The organism is Mesorhizobium sp. C277A, from assembly GCF_040324395.1.
Classification (GTDB): domain Bacteria; phylum Pseudomonadota; class Alphaproteobacteria; order Rhizobiales; family Rhizobiaceae; genus Mesorhizobium.
The window spans coordinates 2,451,514-2,468,865 of sequence record NZ_JAMYVW010000002.1; the positions used below are offsets into that span (position 1 = coordinate 2,451,514).

25 protein-coding genes are annotated in these 17,352 nt (G+C 61.2%); 8 read left to right on the forward strand and 17 right to left on the reverse strand.

What is annotated here, in order from left to right:
- Window positions 1-31 precede the first annotated feature (31 nt).
- Window positions 32-238, forward strand: coding sequence for a hypothetical protein (locus NKK52_RS12295; RefSeq protein ID WP_023741514.1), 207 nt, complete (start codon window positions 32-34; stop codon window positions 236-238).
- An 8-nt stretch (window positions 239-246) separates the two neighbouring features.
- Entirely contained in the window at window positions 247-570 is a 324-nt protein-coding gene (locus NKK52_RS12300) for a hypothetical protein (RefSeq protein ID WP_023681667.1), read from the forward strand.
- A 47-nt stretch (window positions 571-617) separates the two neighbouring features.
- Here NKK52_RS12300 and NKK52_RS12305 read toward each other — a convergent pair whose 3' ends face one another.
- Window positions 618-809 carry a hypothetical protein gene (locus tag NKK52_RS12305; RefSeq protein WP_023681668.1) on the reverse strand — a complete coding sequence of 64 codons (192 nt, stop codon included), beginning with the start codon at window positions 807-809 and terminating at the stop codon, window positions 618-620.
- Between the two features lie 511 nt (window positions 810-1,320).
- On the opposite strand from NKK52_RS12305, the gene NKK52_RS12310 reads away from it, so the two are divergent.
- Together NKK52_RS12310 and NKK52_RS12315 are read left to right on the forward strand one after the other, a co-directional pair.
- Window positions 1,321-1,635, forward strand: coding sequence for a hypothetical protein (locus tag NKK52_RS12310; protein ID WP_023681669.1), 315 nt, complete (start codon window positions 1,321-1,323; stop codon window positions 1,633-1,635).
- Between the two features lie 29 nt (window positions 1,636-1,664).
- Window positions 1,665-1,892, forward strand: a complete 228-nt coding sequence (locus NKK52_RS12315; protein WP_023681670.1) for a hypothetical protein — start codon at window positions 1,665-1,667, stop codon at window positions 1,890-1,892.
- A gap of 37 nt (window positions 1,893-1,929) precedes the next feature.
- Here the strand turns inward: NKK52_RS12315 and NKK52_RS12320 are convergent, their stop codons facing one another.
- The 3 genes from NKK52_RS12320 to NKK52_RS12330 all read right to left on the reverse strand — a co-directional run bounded on the left by NKK52_RS12320 (window position 1,930) and on the right by NKK52_RS12330 (window position 3,894).
- The gene (locus NKK52_RS12320; protein ID WP_023681671.1) at window positions 1,930-2,997 is read right to left on the reverse strand and encodes a glycosyltransferase family 2 protein; all 1,068 of its coding nucleotides are present in this window, start codon (window positions 2,995-2,997) and stop codon (window positions 1,930-1,932) included.
- Window positions 2,991-3,536, reverse strand: coding sequence for a cupin domain-containing protein (locus NKK52_RS12325; RefSeq protein WP_023681672.1), 546 nt, complete (start codon window positions 3,534-3,536; stop codon window positions 2,991-2,993). Before NKK52_RS12325 ends, NKK52_RS12320 begins: the two co-directional genes overlap by 7 nt.
- Window positions 3,537-3,738: 202 nt before the next feature.
- Window positions 3,739-3,894, reverse strand: coding sequence for a glycosyl hydrolase 108 family protein (locus NKK52_RS12330; RefSeq protein ID WP_023681673.1), 156 nt, complete (start codon window positions 3,892-3,894; stop codon window positions 3,739-3,741).
- Here NKK52_RS12330 and NKK52_RS12335 point away from each other — a divergent pair.
- Window positions 3,893-4,933 carry a class I SAM-dependent methyltransferase gene (locus NKK52_RS12335; RefSeq protein WP_084558939.1) on the forward strand — a complete coding sequence of 347 codons (1,041 nt, stop codon included), beginning with the start codon at window positions 3,893-3,895 and terminating at the stop codon, window positions 4,931-4,933. The genes NKK52_RS12330 and NKK52_RS12335 overlap by 2 nt on opposite strands.
- 92 nt (window positions 4,934-5,025) lie before the next feature.
- Here NKK52_RS12335 and NKK52_RS12340 read toward each other — a convergent pair whose 3' ends face one another.
- The 4 genes from NKK52_RS12340 to NKK52_RS32235 form a co-directional block, all read right to left on the reverse strand.
- Entirely contained in the window at window positions 5,026-5,301 is a 276-nt protein-coding gene (locus NKK52_RS12340) for a hypothetical protein (protein WP_023681676.1), read from the reverse strand.
- A gap of 314 nt (window positions 5,302-5,615) precedes the next feature.
- Window positions 5,616-5,915 (reverse strand): DUF6074 family protein, encoded by a 300-nt coding sequence (locus NKK52_RS12345; protein ID WP_023681677.1) that lies wholly within the window; start codon window positions 5,913-5,915, stop codon window positions 5,616-5,618.
- Window positions 5,916-6,046: 131 nt separating this feature from the next.
- The gene (locus NKK52_RS12350) at window positions 6,047-6,409 is read right to left on the reverse strand and encodes a hypothetical protein (RefSeq protein WP_023681678.1); all 363 of its coding nucleotides are present in this window, start codon (window positions 6,407-6,409) and stop codon (window positions 6,047-6,049) included.
- A gap of 261 nt (window positions 6,410-6,670) precedes the next feature.
- On the reverse strand, window positions 6,671-7,000 hold the full coding sequence (locus NKK52_RS32235) for a hypothetical protein (protein ID WP_023714407.1): 330 nt from the start codon (window positions 6,998-7,000) through the stop codon (window positions 6,671-6,673).
- A gap of 32 nt (window positions 7,001-7,032) precedes the next feature.
- On the opposite strand from NKK52_RS32235, the gene NKK52_RS32240 reads away from it, so the two are divergent.
- The gene (locus NKK52_RS32240) at window positions 7,033-7,533 is read left to right on the forward strand and encodes a hypothetical protein (protein WP_023681680.1); all 501 of its coding nucleotides are present in this window, start codon (window positions 7,033-7,035) and stop codon (window positions 7,531-7,533) included.
- A 10-nt stretch (window positions 7,534-7,543) separates the two neighbouring features.
- On the opposite strand, the gene NKK52_RS12365 is transcribed toward NKK52_RS32240, so the two are convergent.
- The 4 genes from NKK52_RS12365 to NKK52_RS12380 form a co-directional block, all read right to left on the reverse strand.
- Window positions 7,544-7,738 carry a helix-turn-helix transcriptional regulator gene (locus tag NKK52_RS12365; RefSeq protein ID WP_023681681.1) on the reverse strand — a complete coding sequence of 65 codons (195 nt, stop codon included), beginning with the start codon at window positions 7,736-7,738 and terminating at the stop codon, window positions 7,544-7,546.
- A 232-nt stretch (window positions 7,739-7,970) separates the two neighbouring features.
- Window positions 7,971-8,576: a hypothetical protein gene (locus tag NKK52_RS12370; RefSeq protein ID WP_023681682.1), complete on the reverse strand. Its 606-nt coding sequence runs from the start codon at window positions 8,574-8,576 to the stop codon at window positions 7,971-7,973.
- Window positions 8,573-8,899 (reverse strand): site-specific integrase, encoded by a 327-nt coding sequence (locus NKK52_RS12375; protein ID WP_023681683.1) that lies wholly within the window; start codon window positions 8,897-8,899, stop codon window positions 8,573-8,575. Before NKK52_RS12375 ends, NKK52_RS12370 begins: the two co-directional genes overlap by 4 nt.
- Window positions 8,883-9,614 (reverse strand): tyrosine-type recombinase/integrase, encoded by a 732-nt coding sequence (locus NKK52_RS12380; protein WP_280938688.1) that lies wholly within the window; start codon window positions 9,612-9,614, stop codon window positions 8,883-8,885. The genes NKK52_RS12375 and NKK52_RS12380 overlap by 17 nt, the downstream gene beginning before the upstream one ends.
- 628 nt (window positions 9,615-10,242) lie before the next feature.
- Here NKK52_RS12380 and NKK52_RS12385 point away from each other — a divergent pair.
- Window positions 10,243-11,250: a dihydroxyacetone kinase subunit DhaK gene (locus NKK52_RS12385; protein WP_023667709.1), complete on the forward strand. Its 1,008-nt coding sequence runs from the start codon at window positions 10,243-10,245 to the stop codon at window positions 11,248-11,250.
- A 26-nt stretch (window positions 11,251-11,276) separates the two neighbouring features.
- The gene (dhaL, locus tag NKK52_RS12390; protein WP_023681685.1) at window positions 11,277-11,918 is read left to right on the forward strand and encodes a dihydroxyacetone kinase subunit DhaL; all 642 of its coding nucleotides are present in this window, start codon (window positions 11,277-11,279) and stop codon (window positions 11,916-11,918) included.
- Window positions 11,919-11,933: 15 nt separating this feature from the next.
- Here dhaL and derI read toward each other — a convergent pair whose 3' ends face one another.
- The 5 genes from derI to NKK52_RS12415 form a co-directional block, all read right to left on the reverse strand.
- The gene (gene derI, locus NKK52_RS12395; RefSeq protein ID WP_023672592.1) at window positions 11,934-12,371 is read right to left on the reverse strand and encodes a D-erythrulose-4-phosphate isomerase; all 438 of its coding nucleotides are present in this window, start codon (window positions 12,369-12,371) and stop codon (window positions 11,934-11,936) included.
- Between the two features lie 26 nt (window positions 12,372-12,397).
- Window positions 12,398-13,165 carry a triose-phosphate isomerase gene (locus NKK52_RS12400; RefSeq protein ID WP_023681686.1) on the reverse strand — a complete coding sequence of 256 codons (768 nt, stop codon included), beginning with the start codon at window positions 13,163-13,165 and terminating at the stop codon, window positions 12,398-12,400.
- 77 nt (window positions 13,166-13,242) lie between these two features.
- Complete coding sequence (locus tag NKK52_RS12405; RefSeq protein ID WP_023681687.1) at window positions 13,243-14,181, reverse strand: sugar phosphate isomerase/epimerase family protein; 939 nt, start codon at window positions 14,179-14,181, stop codon at window positions 13,243-13,245.
- Entirely contained in the window at window positions 14,181-15,698 is a 1,518-nt protein-coding gene (locus NKK52_RS12410; protein ID WP_023681688.1) for a glycerol-3-phosphate dehydrogenase, read from the reverse strand. Before NKK52_RS12410 ends, NKK52_RS12405 begins: the two co-directional genes overlap by 1 nt.
- On the reverse strand, window positions 15,695-17,254 hold the full coding sequence (locus NKK52_RS12415; RefSeq protein WP_023681689.1) for an FGGY-family carbohydrate kinase: 1,560 nt from the start codon (window positions 17,252-17,254) through the stop codon (window positions 15,695-15,697). Before NKK52_RS12415 ends, NKK52_RS12410 begins: the two co-directional genes overlap by 4 nt.
- Window positions 17,255-17,352 lie beyond the last annotated feature (98 nt).

The window sequence follows — 17,352 nt, forward strand, 5'->3', positions numbered from 1 at the left end:
GGGCTCATTTATGCCGTTGCGGTCTGAGGCAATGCTGGCCGAGATCGGGAGAATTCTGGCGCTTTGGTCCTATGTTGAACAAAAGTTCGATTTGTTGGTCATGAGCGAGGGCGTGTTCAAAGGCGTGAGCTCGGGCAAGGTCGACGACCGGGTGTCCACAGCGATGAGGACCCGCATAGAAGACAAGGTGCGGGACGTTCGTGCCGCCTTGTCGCGGGGAAATCAAAGCGCGGGCTAACCGTCAGCATGGTCGAACGCACCTTTCAAATGATGAGCGATCTCAAAGAAACGCGCGACATGCTGGCGCATGGAGTTTTGAATTTTTCCCTGTCAGCAAACGGGCCAGTGGCGGACCGGATGCAAGTGCTGCACATGAGATTTAAGACACCCAAAAACATTCTAAATCCCGTCGAGAAAGAAATCGGCCTGGAGGCGCTTCGCAAAACCTCTGCCGAATTAGAGATACTTTTTTGGGCGTTTTTCGATCTCCACATGGGAACGAAGCCATTTGAAAAAGGCTCAGCATCATACGACGCAAGTCGGTCGCCACCCTCTACTCGCCCCAAGTAAAAGCCCGCCACCGTGCCAGCGGGCCCATATAAGCAGGGTGCTTAATTTCAGGCGCTTTCGCGCGCGCGTCCGCCACCTTCACCGCCGCCCCATATGAAGCCGGGCCAGTCACAGTCTACCGCGTCTTGCTCAAGCTCGTTACCGTCGTGCGGCTCGTCGTTGATGTCGCCGCCGTGCTCGTTCTCCTCCTCGCGCTCGCCGTCCTGGGCGTGCAATTCCAATTGGCTGCCATATCCCATCCGAGGCTTTCCTCGAGATCAGGATCCGGGCTCATGGCGTCGAGCAGGTCGATCAGTCGCTCTATCGTGGTTGCTATCCCCAGGCGGTCGTTTTCCGCCACGGTGAGGAAGATTGCCCCGTCTTCACGGCGCATTTCAGGTTGATGGATGGTCATGATGTAGGCTCTCTGGTTTCGGCTTCTCACGGCCGGTTGCCAGTGGACAGCACTGGCGCCGGGAGGGTGAGAACATGGCCAGAGACCATGCGCGAACGGCCTTTCCCTTTCGGGTCTTGTATAGCCGCCGCTCTCCCGGCATAGTGCTGCCGTTCGCTCCGACGGCTAAGTCGGCTCGTTCTACCCGTTGGCAATATCGATCCTTGGAGGGATCGCCCCGCCAACGCTCTGGGTGCAGATGGCCCGGCAGGGCCATTCGCGGGAGTTCTCACGCTCCGCCGGTGATGATGCGCCGACACCTTTAAAAACTCAAGCACACCCTTGCGGGGGCGAAGCTTGCGCGCGATGCTTCAGCCATGAAAGCGATGCTTTGTTTGTTGGTGATGGGTGCGACGATCTGCACCGCGGGCGCCGAAACTACTAAGCGGGAGGCGTTCGAAGCCTGCCTTGGCGCCGGGATCGACCGGTTCAAAGGCCTCTGCGAGCCGGCCGACCTACTGGCCAGGGCAATCCTCTTCGAGTGCAACCCGCAACTCACCGACCTCCTGATATCGATGCCGCTGGGGCCTAGCAATGATAGAGTCGCTTTGGCAGAGAAGCACCGGCGGGACAAAACCGAAGAGGTCTTAACCCTCTTGCTAGAGCACCGGCTACAACATCCCTGTCGGTAGCAACAGTCCGCGAAAAGGGGAATTATCCCATGGTCGATGATGTATATCTGCAAGCCTACCGAGACGGCGGCTTGAATGCCGTCAACGATCTTCTCAAGGAGCATTTCCCGACCGACCGCGATCGGGTGATGGTCATGGAGGGTCTTCAGGACACCGGCTATTGGGCGATCACCTGGCATGAGAAGAAACACCCGAACGGCGGAATGTACCGCGATTTCGGACGTGTGAAGGCGTACCTCGGCGACGGGGACGAATAGGATTATCCGGCCGCTTCATGCCCTTTGGCGCCGGCTCCTATCGGCCGATATGCCTTCGCAATTGCCTTAAAGGGGCAGTCCAACGCCAACTCTTCGAGCGCTTGAGCGCCTCCATCTCCATCTTCATAGCGTCCCTTTCAATCGCGAGAGCCTGTACTTCTACCGCAAGCGCCTCGGCTCGGCCGTCATCTGGGGCAGCGGGGGGAGGAGGTGGTGTGGGCGGCGAGTCGGGTGTAGCCAGGTTTTCGAGACGGTCGAGCGCAAGTCGGTTCACGGCGTCGGCTGCGGCTTCCCGAATGAGCGCGGTCCAGCCATCGGGATCGACACACATGATGTCCCAGAAGACCTTTTGTTCCAGGTGTCCTGTCGGAATGGCGACCCGTAGCGGCGCCGGAAACCAGATCGACGTCTCACACGCTTTGATGAAGCCCGTCAGCCTCGCGAATCCGGAGTCTCTGAGGTTTTTCCACTTAGCGGAGAAATGCAGGCACGTAGGAAGGCGAAGGTAGCGCACGGCGGCGAAGCCCTTTGTGAGCACGATCCGACGCCAGATCTCCCAGTCTCCCGCCCCGTTCACATCTTCTGGCCACACCGTCCGCTCTGCAAGAGCGCTGGCGCGATATACGACGCCTGAGGCCGCTATCGTGTTCCCTCTCGCCATGAATTGGCGCCGCTCTTCGGGAAAAAACAGGTTGGTAAGATCAGGACCGCAAATGCCGTCGGTCGAGACCCAGAGGACCTGGCCGTAGACAAGTGCCACCGACGGATCGACGAACTGGCCGCGCATGAGTGCAAGATGATCCGGCATCATCAGGTCATCGTCGGCGGCGAAGGCTATCAATTCCCCGCGTGACGATCGAAGCGCCAGATTTCGATTGGCATAGCCAAAGTGAGGCGCCTTGGGGAAATCAAACCAACGAATGCGCGGGTCGGAAAAGCTTTTCACGACCGCTTCGGTCTCCGGTGCTGCACCGTCGCCAACGACCAGAAGCTCGAACGATTGCTCCGTCTGCGCCAGCACCGACTGGATCGCATAGGCAAGAGAGTCGGGACGATTATGGGTCGGCATCAGAACGCTGAAGAGCGGCGGAGCGTCGTCTACCATCCCTTGAGGCCGCCAAAGTCGACCGGGATCAAATCGGTATCCAGCGGCAGCCGGTATTTGTCGGGATTGGCGTGGTCATATTGCATTGTAGGAAAATTGATTGCTCTAACGTCCCTCGCGCCGATGTTGTGGTCCGCGTGCCAGACGAATCTGGGGATGTTCATCAGGCGTGGTCGGGCTGAAGACAGAACAATCCGAAATACCTGTCCGCAGGTGCTCGACTCGGGCCTTGGGTCATACAGGACGACCTCCATCTCGCCATCGACAACGAAGTATCGATCCTCGTGAAGCTTATGCAGCGCCCAACCCTTCACCGTTCTCGGTCGTATGGTAAACATGTAGCAAAAAACAAGCGGATCGGGATGCCAATTCCAGCGAGGGTCGTAGACCTCGGTGACGCTTCCCCTGTCGTCGAGGTGAGCGGTCATGTCGTGAAACGTCACGCCGTCGGGGACCTTGCCGATCGGCTCGCCGGATCGAACCGTCTCCTGATCCTTCTGGGCCCCTGCCAATGTCTTATCGAGAATGCTCTGCGTCATAGGACTCATCCAATCTAACTAGCTTTGGCAGCGCTCCTCATGCCCTTCTTTTAACTGTCTTTCAACGGCAGCGTGGAAGGCCACGCAATCAAAGAGGACGGCACTGTAGCCAATTTCTCCGATTGGAGAGTGGAGCGGAACTGCCGTTTGACTTTCGGTTCGACGACATCACCCGGCTGCGCCAACCGCTACCGGCGTCTTGCTATACCGCAAGCGCAAGGCCCTTGCGCTTGCGGTAGCCGTCATAAACACGCTGGGTCACGCCCTTCATGGTCGGGCCGTCGGCAGGATGGTTGGAGTAGCCGCGTTCGTGCACCAGCACGAGGTCAAGGCTTTGCTTCTCGCTAGAAACAGCCATGCGAGTTCCTTTCCGCCAACTGGCGGGCTGGACGAAGCGCGCGCGAGCAAATATCAGACGGCCGGGCGGGGTATTACTTTGCGGAGGAAAGAGAAATATCGACAAAACCAGCATGTCGATAATTGAAATCGGGCCGTTCTTCAGCCCGATCGCTCCGAGGGCGGACGGCTGGGATACGACAATAGTGGACTTCCAGGACGGCGATGCTTTGCGCGAGATGGCCCGTGGTCACACGGCCGAAGTCATCCGCAACAAGGTTGACGAGATTGAAAATGTCGACATCGTCTGGACCGGCCAGCCCTTGGACGAAGCCGCCCTGGCCGTCCGGTCGGATGGTTTTGATTGCCTCATCGCCAGCCACGTGATCGAGCATACGCCGGACCTTATTCGCTTCCTGCAGCAATGCTCCCGCCTGTTGAAGCCGGACGGCATCATTTCGCTGGCCGTTCCCGATATGCGAAAATGCTTCGACCTGCTCAAGTCTCCCACCAGCCTGCGCGAAATTCTCACCGCCTACCGGGAAGGCCGCATCAGGCATTCACCGGAAGCGCTGTTTGAGGGGCGATGCTCGGCGGCGACACGCGGCGGAAAGTCGGCGTGGATCAAAGGCGATCACTCGCCGCTCGGCTACGCCCACAGCCTTGAAGCGGCATGGACGGAATATCAGGGCGACCTTAAAGGCGACATGTCCGACAGCAGGCCCTATGTCGACAACCACGCATGGTTCTTCACGCCGGCGATGTTCGAGCTGGCGATTTTCGAGTTGAACGCGCTCAAGCTTGTCAACTTTAAGATCGCCTTTCATCGAAGAGAATATCGGTTCGGAGTTCGTGGTGCAGCTGCGCCGCAGCGACACCCATGCGGCGCTTTCCAACGACGCCCTAAACGCCGTCCGCATCAAGCTCGCTCTGCGGCATCACGCGCAATTCGATGCCGAAGTCGGGCCGGATTATCGCGAAATCCAGCCGGTGAAGATCGAGCGGGAAATCGTCAAGGTGCCGGCCGCCAGAGACACCATCCCCACGCGGGAACTGCTTAGCCTGCTGGCAACACGCATCCGGCGCAGGGTCGGCCTGGACTAGTTGATCAGGCCGTGCGTCCGCAGAGCGTCTTCTAGCGTCTATTTCGGGTTCATCGGGAACCAGGCGTCGAGGTTTTCCCCGGCTGCCTTGCAAACCGGATGGCACGTTCCGGGTTCTCCCGGATCGCCTTCGAAATCGCGTCGACGCTTCGAATTTTGCCCTTCACTGGGGTCAGTGTGTCAGCACCGCCGAGCGCCTGGGCGAACATGTCGACAAGCTCCTGCCGGCGGCGCCACTCGCGCGTGCGGCGGTCCAGCATGCCTTGAGCAAGGCCGCCATACTTGCGGGCGATGTCAGGCGCTTGAGCGGGGTTGATGGCTAGCACTTTCGTTGCCTTTGCCTTGCCCCAGATGAATTATCGACGCAGACGATGCGGCAAGAATGGCTGGTTTGCAAGGGTTTCACGCGTGCGAACAACCGGTTTGAAGCCGGATGGGCGCTAGTGTGCGCTCTTTTCTGACGCTTAGCAGCGGGTGAGAAAAAGTCGCGTTCCGAGCAGGAGCATTGGGCGGTTTTCTCAGAACTCAGTTTCAATGCAAACAGGGGCAATGAGGAGCCTCGCGCGCGCGGCGTTTAGCGCTGACAGGAAGACGCGGGGCCTGAGGCCCCACACCCCCACTCGTTCCGCTTCGCGGACGGTTATGCTGCCGTTGGCGGCGGCGCTCCATGATTGGGCATGGAATGGTCGATAGTGCTGGCAACGGCTGCCGAGTATCGACGGATTTCCATATCGACTTGGCGGCAGGGAATACCGACAGCGCGAAGCTGGGCTCGCAGGCCTTTGACGTGCTCGCTCCAGAACTTGCGGCCGGCGATATAGTGGAGGGTGCAGAGTTCGTGGGCGGTGGCGCGGATAAGGACGGCGCGGCGATCGGCGGGGAATGCCACTATCTGGCCGGTCTTCCTTGCTGGCTGCTTGAAAAGGTCGAGTTGTGTCATGCGTCACCCGAGCAAGATGGCTGTATTAGCGGGACCACTGTGGTCTCGCCTGCGGAGGGGTGCGGGAAAGGTCCATGCGGGACCACTGTGGTCCAGGAGACCAGCGCCGGCATGCGGGACCACTGTGGTCCTCATGGCTCCTCACCTCTCGCTGTAAACTTTGGATTGAAGGGCGTCGGCAGCGCCAACCGAAGCGTCCGCACTTCGTTGATGCCACCACCCGGGATTTTGTGCCGCCACCGGCTCACGATGAACAGGCCGAGCCGCTCGTACAGGCCTATCTCGCGGGATGTCGTTTTGATTGAGCAGCCTCCTCCCATCTTGGCAAATTCGAAATTCGTGCCGCTGATGGTCCCGGCCTTCATGTTGAGGTGCTGTCGGACGAAGGCCAGCAACCGAAAGCTGATGTTCTCGGCGTGAACGATTTGCAGGGCGCAGTGGTGCCAGTCGGCGAAAGCCTCCTCGCATTCCTTGAACGTGGATCCCCACCTCATGTGGATGGCAGCGCTGCGCTGGATCTTCTTCCGCTAGCCGGTCCACCGCGGATTGCTGGCGTCGGCGCCGGGGATGAATGGGCTGGGCTGGACGGTCACGCATCCCCCCTCGGGGCCGGCAAGGCTGCAGTGATCAACTGCCGCTCGCGTGCCTGTATATCGCGGTCTTCATGGAACTGGTGAACGTCGAACAGGTCGATGATATGTGACCGCAAGATATGAGCGATGTTGTCGGGCGACAGCGCCTCGAGTTGGCATGTCTCACCCTCCCATCGCGCGGTGCGGCTGTCGGTCTTCTTGGGCGGCGGTAGGCAGCGAATAGCGAAACATTTGGTCAGCAGTCAGGGCGATGCGCTTGAGGTCGACTGTCACAGATTTGCCGCTCGGGTCATAGTCGCCCAGGTGCAGGATCACCGTCGGCTTTGCGATCTCGCATATTCGATCGGCCAGATCCTTCTTCGCGGTGAGACTGTCGAAGCCGCCTGAGGAATACGCTTGCACCGAGAATTCTCGGCTGACCTTGAAGAGCTGCGACAGCATGCCGCCGGCCTTGCACCAGACCTCGACGTGGAGGTTTTGATTGGCGAGCATGTTCCGATGGTAGTTTTCGCCGAGCACCGCACATGGCGCAGGAAATGGTTCTGGTCGTCAAAATGGTCCATGCGGTGCGTGACCACGCCATCGTCGCGGATCGCATTGAACGGGATCACCCGGCCGCGGCGCGCGTTGCCGATATGGTCGATCAGCTTCGAGTAAAACGACTCATCCTTCGGATAACCGTAGGCGCCGACCAGCCGATAAAAGACATGGCGGATCGTGAGCGGCCAGTGTTCCCGGTATTCGGTGAGAACCATGTCGACCGCATCGAGCAGCGCCAGCGTCTTGGTCTGCGGCTGGTAGTTGGCGATGTAGCCCTTCGGTCGGCCAGTTTTACGGCTAGGCGTAATTTCGCTCATGTGGCGCGGGCCCGCCGCAGGTTCGCTTCCCTGATCGCTTCGATCGCTTCAGCAGCGGTCAGGCCGAACGCCTGCTTCAGGTGGGGGATAATTGGCCGGCTGATGCGCTCCCGGCTGTCAGATCGCAGCCAGGCTGCAGCCTCATCGATAGCGGCGCTATGTTCGTGATCAGTGGTCATTAGGCCACCGCGTCTCGCTGGTCGACGCGGGCCTTCACCCAAGCATCTAACTCAGCCTCGACAAAGGCGCGCCGACGGGGCGAAAGGAACACCGGCTTAGGAAACCGGTGCTCCTTGATCATGCGGTCGATGTAATTTCGAGAGTACACGATCCCCTTGGAGGGGAGTTCACTGAAGGCGATAAGAGTTTGCATTGGAGTGCCTTACGTTGCTTACGAAGGCCTCCTAAGATATGCATTTTCTTCCGGACGGATACACCTAAATGTAGTGTTTCTTGGCGTTTAAATTGACGCGTCGTATTAGGCCTGGCCGACGGTGGCAAACGTCAGTGCTGACTCTCTTTGATCTTTTTCCGATATGCGATCACCTGCTTCTCGATAGTCTCTCGCTCCATCGGAGTGCCAAGGACCATCGACACGCCAGCCTCTATGAATTCATAGCGGGGCTGCCGGTGCTGGCCGATATTCTGATGTCCGATTGGGGAATTTTCATCGCTTGGCACCATAGCCGCACAAAACCCTGTACCGTCGCAATCCTCTCACGATGTTCGTTGGTCACCCGTCGGCCCTCAAGATAGCTGCGGTGCACACTGTCAAAAAGCTCGGCAAGATGTGCATGGACGCGCTTGGCGACGTCGATATCAGCTTGGGAAAACTCCGGCGGCATCAGAGCCGAAGCCAGTTCCTCGTCTGAATTGAGATGCCGAACGGGCATCTCGTCCCAAACTCCCTGATTGGTCACGACCTCAGGGTTGAGCCGGGGGGAGGTCATCCCGTCCGCCCACACGTCGAGGAGCCTGTCCGTCGTGATAATCGCTTCGCGATATTCAGCGAATCGGGAAGTGCGCTCGGCCACAAGTTTGGGGTCGAGACGTTCCGCCAATTCCTCGTAGCGGAAAACAATGTCCTGCAGACGCACCAGCAACCAGTCATCGTCGGGAGGGATGAAACCGCTTGAGGCAAGCAGTTCTGACAGCTTGCCGACCTGGCGCTGCGAAATGGTCGTGCCGGAAATCACACCCTTGATCGTCATTTGCCCACCTTCATAGCAACGACATTGCTGGCCGTCTCGCGGCCCGTCAGCGCCAGAAGGGCGCCCTCCCAACGCGTCAGGGCGTCTCGCTTCACCTTGAGGCGGTCAGACTGGTTGTACGTCCTGACGAGCGCCGTAGGCACATGCCCGATGACAGCCTCGGCAACCTCGTCCATCACGTCGAGCTCGGACAGCCGGGTGCGAACCGTCCGGCGGATGTCATGATTGACCCACGCCGGCAGCTTGGCCTCTTGATCGTCTTTCCGAAGCGCTGCGAGCATGGCGGCGTCAATCCGAAGCTTGACCTTATGGCCGATCGTCACCGGTCCCGCGCCGTCGAGAGAACAAAGCTTCTTCGGTGAGAGGCACAACGTGATCGCGGCCGGACTTGAAGCGCGCCGCCGGCACAGTCAGCGTCTTGCGGTCCACGTCGACTTCGGACCAAGACGCCTGGGCGATATCGTTGAGGCGCTGGCCGGTCAGCAGCAGCAGCCGATAGACGGCGCTGTAGACGTCGCCAGCGGCCGTGGCAGTCCAGAGCGCCCCAATCTCAGCATCGGTCAGGACGCGGTCCCTTGATCCCTTCTCGCCGATGGTGGTGCGCACCTTCTTTGCCCGGAAGGGTGAGGCGGTGATCAGGTCGTCATCGACACACCAGCCGAAGAACGTCCCGATCTTCTGGGCGATGTTGAGCGCCTGCCGCTGCGCGCCGCGCGCATAGATCGGTTCGACCACTTCCATGATGTCGGCATTGGTGAGGGTGGCGACGTCCCTGCCCTTCCACTTCGGCAGGCATTCCCGGTTGAGGTCGCGCTCGTCCTCGTCGGCCTTGCGGATGCCATCGCGGCGCCGGGCTTTGATGAACCGTTCAAGGATGGTTTCGAAAGACCGGTCACGGCTCTCTGTCGCTGCCCTCGCCGCCGCCTGCCGCTCCTCGTCAGCCTGGACCTTCGGGTCAATGCCGCGATCAATGAGCGCTGCCCACTGCCTCGCCTTGGTGCGTGCCGCTTCAAGCGACATGACGTCGTACTCTCCCAGCGCGCGGCGGCTGGCTGAGTTGCAACACCGAAACGGGCGATGTAGACAAAGCTGACTTGTCCGGCCTTAAGCTTTGAACCGTTGGACGGCTCCTTGTCGGTTACGCGGACGCCCATGCTCGGGACTTGGGCATCCATGATCACGTATCGCTTGCCAGGAGCAGCCGGCTTCAAAGCCTTCAGGCGGTTGTCGGTCAGGTTCTCGCGGGGCATTAGGGCTCTCCGGGGCAACGTCGGGGCAACAGGATGCAACTGCTGCCTATGTTGCCCTGTGTGCTCTAATGTGCAACAGGAAAGCTGAAACCGTTATGGAACAAGGGGTTTTTCAGGAGTGGAACAACCGGTATATGGCGCTGGTGGGCTATCCCGAGAGCGGCTGTTAACCGGTTGGTCTCTGGTTCGAATCCGGCCCCGGGAGCCACCGCCTTTTCTAAGCCGTGGTGCGATCTTGTACACTACAGCGCCATTGTCCGTGCACGTCGGTCCGCTTCGGTTCTGCCAGAACGGCTGGTAAACAGCTACGAAGCCGATCGAAGGCAGTTTTGTGGGCATCGCGCCCCTGCCCTCGCTCGAGGCAGCCTGATAACGCCCGATATCATCTATGAAAATACCAAATCGGGAGGACGTTGGTGCAAACCAAGAAGATCATCAATGACGGCAACCGCGCCGTCGACGAGATGCTGGAAGGCATCCTGGCAGCGCATCCCCGCCACCTTAAAGCCGTTGACGGCAGCCCGCGCTCGATCATCGCCCGCGATGGACCGCGCCAAGGCAAGGTAGGCCTCGTCATTGGTGGCGGCTCGGGCCACGAGCCGAGTTTTCTCGGCTTCGTCGGCAAGGGGCTGGCCGACGCGGCGGCCATCGGCAATGTCTTCGCCTCTCCGCCGCCCGACCCGATCCTCGAATGCGCCAAGGCGGCGAGCGGCGGCGCCGGTGTGCTGTTCATGTACGGCAACTATGCCGGCGACGTCATGAATTTCGACATGGCGGCCGAAATGGCAGCAATGGACGACATCGAGGTGCGCACGGTGCTGAGCACGGACGACGTCGCTTCCGCGCCCGTTGGCGACAGGCACAAGCGGCGCGGTGTCGCCGGCAACTTCTTCATCTTCAAGGCGGCAGGCGCTGCCTGCGACCGGATGTTGTCTTTCGATGAATGCGAACGCATTGCCGGGAAGGCCAACGACCACACATTCACCATGGGCGTCGCATTGGCGCCCTGTTCGTTGCCACAAACCCGCCGGCCGAATTTCGAAATCGGACCCGACGAGATGGAGATCGGCATGGGCATCCATGGTGAACCCGGCATCGCACGCGGAAAACTCAAAACGGCCGACGAGATCACTGACGAAATGCTGGACAGGATTCTGGCCGAGATGGCGCCGGCACGCGGCGAGAAGGTCGCCGTGCTGGTCAATTCGCTGGGTTCGACACCGCTGATGGAACTCTACATCATGAACCGGCGCGTGAAGCAGCGGCTTGACGATATCGGTGTATCCATTCACGCAAGCTGGGTCGGCAATTACTGCACCTCGCTCGAAATGGCCGGCGCTTCGATTACGCTGCACCACCTCGACGACGAGTTGCAAACGATGCTCGACCACCCTTGCGACTGCGCCATGTTTCGCGCCGGGTAAACTTGGCGAACGGCAAGGAACCAGAGATGACGACAATCGACACCACGCGCCTTGCCGCGATGTTCGCGGCCATCGCCGACGCTATGTCAGCCGACCGGGACCGGTTGTGCGCGCTCGACGGGGTGATCGGCGATGCCGACCACGGCATTGCGATGGAGCTTGGATTTTCCGCGGCACGCGATGCGGTGGCCGCATTGGATACCGGCACCACCGATCCGACCATCTTGCTGAACGCGGCGGCGAAGTCGTTCCTCAACGCCGTCGGCGCCTCCTCGGGCCCGCTCTATGCCACTGCGTTCATGCGCGGCGCGGCCGCCGTCAAGGGCAAGGCGACGCTCGACGACTCCGACGCGGTCGCTATGTTCCAAGCGATGGCCAGAGGCATTCAGGATCGCGGCAAGGCCGAGCCTGGTGAAAAGACGATGATCGATGCGTGGGCGCCGGCCGCGACGGCTGCGGGCGAGGCCCTGGCCGCCGGCAAGGGGCTGGCCGGCAGCCTCGCGGCTGCAGCCGAGGCGGCAAAGGCCGGCGCGGAGGCGACCAAGACGATGATCGCCACCAAGGGCCGGGCCTCCCGCCTCGGCGAACGCTCGCTTGGCCACATGGATCCAGGCGCGGCGTCCGCCGTAACCGTCATCGAGGCGATGCGGATCGCCTTGACCGGCTAGGTCGGGAGCGAATCCTCAGCGCTTCGCGTCGAGCTTGTCGACAGCCTGCACATTGGCGGCAGAGGGACCGTTCGGATCGAACTCCGAGGCCAGCCAGGCGTCGGCGATCGATTTGGCCAGTTCGGGGCCGATGACGCGCGCACCCATGGTGATGATCTGGGCATTGTTGGATTTCGCAGCGCGTTCCGCCGAATAGGTGTCGTGGGTTAGCGCGGCACGGATTCCGGGCACCTTGTTGGCCGAGATGCTGACGCCGATGCCGGTGCCGCAAAACAGGATGGCGCGGTCGTAATTGCCGTCGACAATTTCGTGGCCGACCGCAGCGGCAATATCGGCGTAGAATCCGGCCTGGCTGAGATCGACGACCTGCAGTTCTGGCTTGGTGGCGAGATGCTTGGCGATGACATCGAGCAGCGGCTTGCCGGCGCTGTCGGCTCCGAGTGCGATCTTCATGGCAATTAACTCCTTCGTTTTCGTGGTCAGCGCGCGATGGCGGCCGACGCCTTTTTGAGAATGTCGATATAGCCTTCCGCTTGCCATGCCGAGCGGCCGATGAACAGCCCATCGATATGCGGCTGGCCAATCAGTTCGGCCGCGTTGCCGGGATTGACGCTGCCGCCGTAGAGCACAAGCGGGGCGGTCGGCAACCGGGTTGCTGCGATCTGCTTGATCAGCGCCTGCTGCTTGTCGGCATAGTCGGCGCTGGCCGGAATGCCTTTCTCGCCGATCGCCCACACCGGTTCATAGGCAAAGAGTATCTCTGCCGACAACTCATTGTTTGCGAGACCCTGCAGCGCGCCCAAAACCTGCGCGGTCAGAATTGTGTCGGCGCGGCCGCCCTCGCGCTCCGCCAGCGTCTCGCCGACACAAATCAAGGGTACGAAGCCGTGCTTGACTGCCGCTGCGGTTTTCAGTCCCACGGTCTTGTCCGTTTCGCCAAAATGCTCACGACGCTCGCTATGGCCGAGTTCGATCAGGTCGAGCCCGCAATCCCTCAGCATCACCGGCGAAATCTCGCCCGTCCAGGCACCGGCATCGGCCCAATGCATGTTCTGGGCGCCAACCTTGACGCGGGTGTTGGCGAGCGCCGCCTTGACCTGCCGCACCGCGGTGAAGGGCGGAATGACGAAAGGCTGTATCGCCGGATCGAAGCCGGGCACGAAGGCAGCCAATGCCTCGGCGAACTGCAGCGCCTCCGCCAGCGTCTTGTTCATTTTCCAGCTCGTGCCGACCCAATATGGGGCCATTCTTCTCTCCTTCGATCCGAAATTCGGATGATGCGTGTTTCCGGCCAGCGCGCCGGCCTACGGGCCGGCGCTTTCCCTCAAGCGCGAGGCTTGAGACTGTCGCGGCCGCTGTCGATGTAAGGCGCCCAGAAATCCACCGACTCGCGGATCATGGCAATAACTTGATGATCGACCGGTTCCCTCTCCCGGAAGGAAAGTTCAAGGCAGATCTCATTGTCGGTTCCGCCACCCACCCGCACGGCGTCGAGCAGCTTCTGCGGGAGGATGCGGCCATCCTTGTTGTAGGCGGCGGTGAACGGCCAGTGTCCGCCCTTGTTCATCGACGACTGCTTGATGTGGATGATCGGCGATTGCAACGGGAACGCTTTCGCCCAGGCATAGGGATCAGTGTCGTCAGGATTGGGCGAGGTCACGTCGCCATGGTCGATGTCGACCATCATCTGCATCGGGATCGGCAGCTTGGCCGCATCGATGGCGCCCTGCAATTCGACGCAGCTTTCGATCGTGTGGCCAAACTCGCGGCCGACCGACATCGGTTCCCAGAAAAGGTAGGTCAGGCCCGCCGCCTTGGCGTGCTCGGCCACTTCGCGCCAGCATTCGAGCGCGATGTCGAGAAGCGCCGCGCGCCGCTGCGGATCGTCAAAATCCTTGTAGGTGAATATGGCGAACTGCGTGCCCATGCCCGACGCGCCGAGTTCGGCGGAGATGTCGGCGAAGGTCTTGAACCAATCGACATAATAGCGGCGCACATCCGCGTCCGGATGGCCGAAATGATTGAGCCGGCCATAGGGACCGGTCATACCCGAAGTGATCCGCACGCCGGTTCGCGCCAGGGCGCTGTTGAACAGGCGAACGAACTTGGCGATCGTTGCCGCCGGCCAGCCCGGATTGACGAATTCATGCGTCAGCTGCACGTCGCGGATGCCGATGCCATAGGCAATGGCGTCGATCAGATCGTCGGGATCGGCGAAGCGATTGACCAGCGGGTTGGTGTTCAGCGAAAGCGTGAAGGCCATCAGTTCACCGCCTCCATTGTCTTTGTGCACCAGTCTTCGAATGTTTTCCGCTCGGCCGCATTGATATGCAGCCCGTGTTTGGTCCGGCGTTCGAGAACGTCGGCGGCGGTCATCGCCCATTCGGTCTCGAACAGGAAGACAGCTTCGAGCTCATAGAAATCCGGGCCGAAACGCCGGCCGAGATCGGCTTCGCCTTTTACGCCTTTCAGCAAGGCGCGCGTGCGCGTGCCATAGCTGCGGGCATAGTGCTTCACCAGCGACGGGCTAAGCCACGAAAACTCGGCATGCAGATCGCCCAGGAACTGCTCGAAATCCGCATTCGGCAGGTCGCCTCCCGGCAGGGGAATTTTGGCCGTCCAGGCCTTCTTCATGGTCGGAAAGAAGGGCTGGATCTTTTCCAGCGCATGTTCGGACAGTTTGCGGAAGGTGGTGATCTTGCCGCCGAACACAGAAAGCAGCGGCGCGCCACCGTTCGGGGCGTCGAGTTCGAAGATGTAGTCGCGCGTCACCGCGCTTGGATTGTCGGCATTGTCGTCATAGAGCGGACGCACGCCCGAGAAGCTGTAGACCACGTCTTGCGCGGTGAGCTGTCGCTTGAAGTAGCGATTGACCACCTTGATCAGATAATCGATTTCGCTGGCCTCGGCCGCCACTTCTTCGGGCCGGCCCTCGTAGGGAAGGTCCGTCGTGCCGATCAGCGCCAGATCGTTCTCATACGGGTTGACGAAGATCACCCGCTTGTCATTGTTCTGGATCAGATAGGCTTGCCGTCCATCCCAGAATTTCGGCACGACGATATGGCTGCCTTTCACCAGGCGAACGTTGCGGGCGGAATTCTGCCCGGCCACGCGGCTGACGATGTCATTCACCCACGGCCCGGCCGCGTTGACCAGCCCGCGTGCGCGGACCCTCGTCACAGCACCGGTGCGGCCATCCTGCATGTCGATCGACCACAGGCCGCCTTCACGCCTGGCAGCAATACAGGCGGTGCGGGTGAACACCTTTGCGCCGCGCTGTTTGGCATCCAGCGCGTTGAGCAACACCAGCCGTGCATCATCGACCCAGCAGTCCGAATATTCGAAGCCGCGCTTGAATTCGTCCTTGATCGGCGCCCCTTCCGGCGCTGTTCTCAAATTCAGTGTCCTCGTTCCCGGCAGCCGCTTGCGGCCGCCAAGATGGTCGTAGAGAAACAGCCCGAGCCGCACCAGCCATGCCGGCCTGTCCTCGGGGCTGTGCGGCAGCACGAAGCGCATCGGCCAGATGATGTGCGGCGCCGCCACAAGCAGCACCTCGCGTTCGATCAGCGCTTCGCGCACCAGCCGGAACTCGTAATATTCGAGGTAGCGCAGGCCGCCATGCACTAGCTTGCCGGAACGCGAACTGGTGCCTTGCGCCAGATCGTCCTTCTCGCACAGGATAACCGACAGCCCGCGACCGGCCGCATCGCGCGCGATGCCGGCGCCGTTGACGCCGCCGCCGATGACGAAGAGATCGACAATATCCGACGTATCACTCAAGGCTTTGCTCCTCTGCGGTGCGCCATGCCCTTCCATACCGGCCGCAGCGCATGGCGCGCCGCGACGAAGGATGGAAACAGCGCATCGTAGGTTTGGGAAAGCGCCTCGTCATAGGCATCGCATTCGCCCAGAAGCGGTGTCACCCATTCGGCGCAGCAATCATCCATCGAGCGATAGACGCCAAGCCCGACCGCGGCCATCATCGCCGCACCCGCGGCGCCGGCTTCCTGGCGGCTGCTGGTCCTGACCTGCGCGCGGGTCGCCGCGGCGATGATGCGGCGCAGCGACGGGCTGCGCGCCGCACCGCCCGACAGACGGATTTCGCCGGGCATGCTGCCCATCGCCTGGTAGCAATCGCGTGCCGCAAACGCCAATCCCTCGAGAACCGCGCGCGCCAGATCGCCAAAACCGTGCTTGACCGAGAGGCCGATGAAGCCCGCGCGTGCGTCGGGGTCGACGAACGGTCCGCGTTCGCCGGCAAGCGAGATGTAGGGCTGATAGACCAGCGACCCCGGTTCCGATCCTTCGACCCAGACATCGAGCGCTTTCAGCAATTCGTCGCGCGAAGGCTTGGCGCCGCTGGCGGTCAGCACGTCGCGCACCAGGCCAAGCAGCCAGTCGATGTTGAGCGTCGCCGCCATGTTGGATTGCAGTTGCGCATACGCGCCAGGAACCGGCATGGCGATCGTGTAGCCTGATGCATCGTCGTTGAGAACGACGTCGTCGGCAGTGCGCGCCAGGCGTGTGTGGATGCCGGTCGAGCCGATGACCGTGCAGCCGACATTGCCGCTTGGATCATAGAGGCCGGCGCCAAGCGCGGTGCTGACCATGTCGACATAGCCCAGCACCACCGGCGTGCCCTCAAGCAGGCCGGTCTCATTTGCTGCCGACGCAGAAAGCGGATGATGGTCGGTCGTGCCTTCGAGCATGGGCGGCAGTAGGCGGCGGTGCGACGTCAGATCGAGAATGTCGAGCACCTCGTCGGAATAGCTGCGCAAGCGGAAATCGCCGAAGGTGAAGGTGCCTTCCGAGGGATCGGTGGCACGCTCGCCGGTCATCTTGAAATAGAGCCAGTCCTTGCAGTGAAAGGCAATGGCGGCCCGCTCAAGGATTTCTGGGCTGTTCCTCTTCAGCCAGCTTAACTGAGCGCCCTGCTGGCAGGCGTTGAGCCCGGTGGCGGTGATCTCGAACCGCGTGCGATCCCGGGGATCGCCGCGCATCTCGTCCACCAGATGTCCGGCGCGCGCATCGAGCCAGAGCCAGGCGCGCCCGACCGGCATGCCGTCGCCATCGATCAGCCAGGTACCGTCGCCCTGCCCGGTGATTGCGACGGCCGCGGTTCGCCGCGCGAGGTCGGGAACTTTCGTCGCCAGTTCGCGAACGGTCTGCGCCATGTCGCGCCAGGTCTGATCAAGGTCCTGTTCGGCGCCGCCGCCTTCCAGCGTGACGAAGCTGTTGGTCACCGACGCCATGGCAAGCTGCCGCCCCGACAGACCGAAAGCGACCGATTTGATCACGGACGTTCCCGCGTCGATCCCGATCAGCAGGTCTTTCATGCCGCAAGTTCCGGATGATTATGGAGGCAATTCACAGGAGCAGTCTTTGTTGTCTGGAGCCGTGGAAGAGGCAGGGAGTGTCCGCAAGGACACCCCCT

Coding starts and splice junctions, on each gene's coding strand:
- NKK52_RS12305 (WP_023681668.1), bottom strand. CDS start 809: ATGGGATATGGCAGCCAATTGGAATTGCACGCCCAGGACGGCGAGCGC.
- NKK52_RS12405 (WP_023681687.1), bottom strand. CDS start 14,181: ATGGCCTTCACGCTTTCGCTGAACACCAACCCGCTGGTCAATCGCTTC.
- NKK52_RS32240 (WP_023681680.1), top strand. CDS start 7,033: ATGGCGCAGGAAATGGTTCTGGTCGTCAAAATGGTCCATGCGGTGCGT.
- dhaL (WP_023681685.1), top strand. CDS start 11,277: ATGACGACAATCGACACCACGCGCCTTGCCGCGATGTTCGCGGCCATC.
- NKK52_RS12295 (WP_023741514.1), top strand. CDS start 32: ATGCTGGCCGAGATCGGGAGAATTCTGGCGCTTTGGTCCTATGTTGAA.
- NKK52_RS12335 (WP_084558939.1), top strand. CDS start 3,893: ATGCGAGTTCCTTTCCGCCAACTGGCGGGCTGGACGAAGCGCGCGCGA.
- NKK52_RS12325 (WP_023681672.1), bottom strand. CDS start 3,536: ATGACGCAGAGCATTCTCGATAAGACATTGGCAGGGGCCCAGAAGGAT.
- NKK52_RS12415 (WP_023681689.1), bottom strand. CDS start 17,254: ATGAAAGACCTGCTGATCGGGATCGACGCGGGAACGTCCGTGATCAAA.
- NKK52_RS12345 (WP_023681677.1), bottom strand. CDS start 5,915: ATGACACAACTCGACCTTTTCAAGCAGCCAGCAAGGAAGACCGGCCAG.
- NKK52_RS12300 (WP_023681667.1), top strand. CDS start 247: ATGGTCGAACGCACCTTTCAAATGATGAGCGATCTCAAAGAAACGCGC.
- NKK52_RS12365 (WP_023681681.1), bottom strand. CDS start 7,738: ATGCAAACTCTTATCGCCTTCAGTGAACTCCCCTCCAAGGGGATCGTG.
- NKK52_RS12315 (WP_023681670.1), top strand. CDS start 1,665: ATGGTCGATGATGTATATCTGCAAGCCTACCGAGACGGCGGCTTGAAT.
- NKK52_RS32235 (WP_023714407.1), bottom strand. CDS start 7,000: ATGCTCGCCAATCAAAACCTCCACGTCGAGGTCTGGTGCAAGGCCGGC.
- NKK52_RS12370 (WP_023681682.1), bottom strand. CDS start 8,576: ATGACGATCAAGGGTGTGATTTCCGGCACGACCATTTCGCAGCGCCAG.
- NKK52_RS12400 (WP_023681686.1), bottom strand. CDS start 13,165: ATGGCCCCATATTGGGTCGGCACGAGCTGGAAAATGAACAAGACGCTG.
- derI (WP_023672592.1), bottom strand. CDS start 12,371: ATGAAGATCGCACTCGGAGCCGACAGCGCCGGCAAGCCGCTGCTCGAT.
- NKK52_RS12350 (WP_023681678.1), bottom strand. CDS start 6,409: ATGAGGTGGGGATCCACGTTCAAGGAATGCGAGGAGGCTTTCGCCGAC.
- NKK52_RS12320 (WP_023681671.1), bottom strand. CDS start 2,997: ATGGTAGACGACGCTCCGCCGCTCTTCAGCGTTCTGATGCCGACCCAT.
- NKK52_RS12330 (WP_023681673.1), bottom strand. CDS start 3,894: ATGGCTGTTTCTAGCGAGAAGCAAAGCCTTGACCTCGTGCTGGTGCAC.
- NKK52_RS12310 (WP_023681669.1), top strand. CDS start 1,321: ATGAAAGCGATGCTTTGTTTGTTGGTGATGGGTGCGACGATCTGCACC.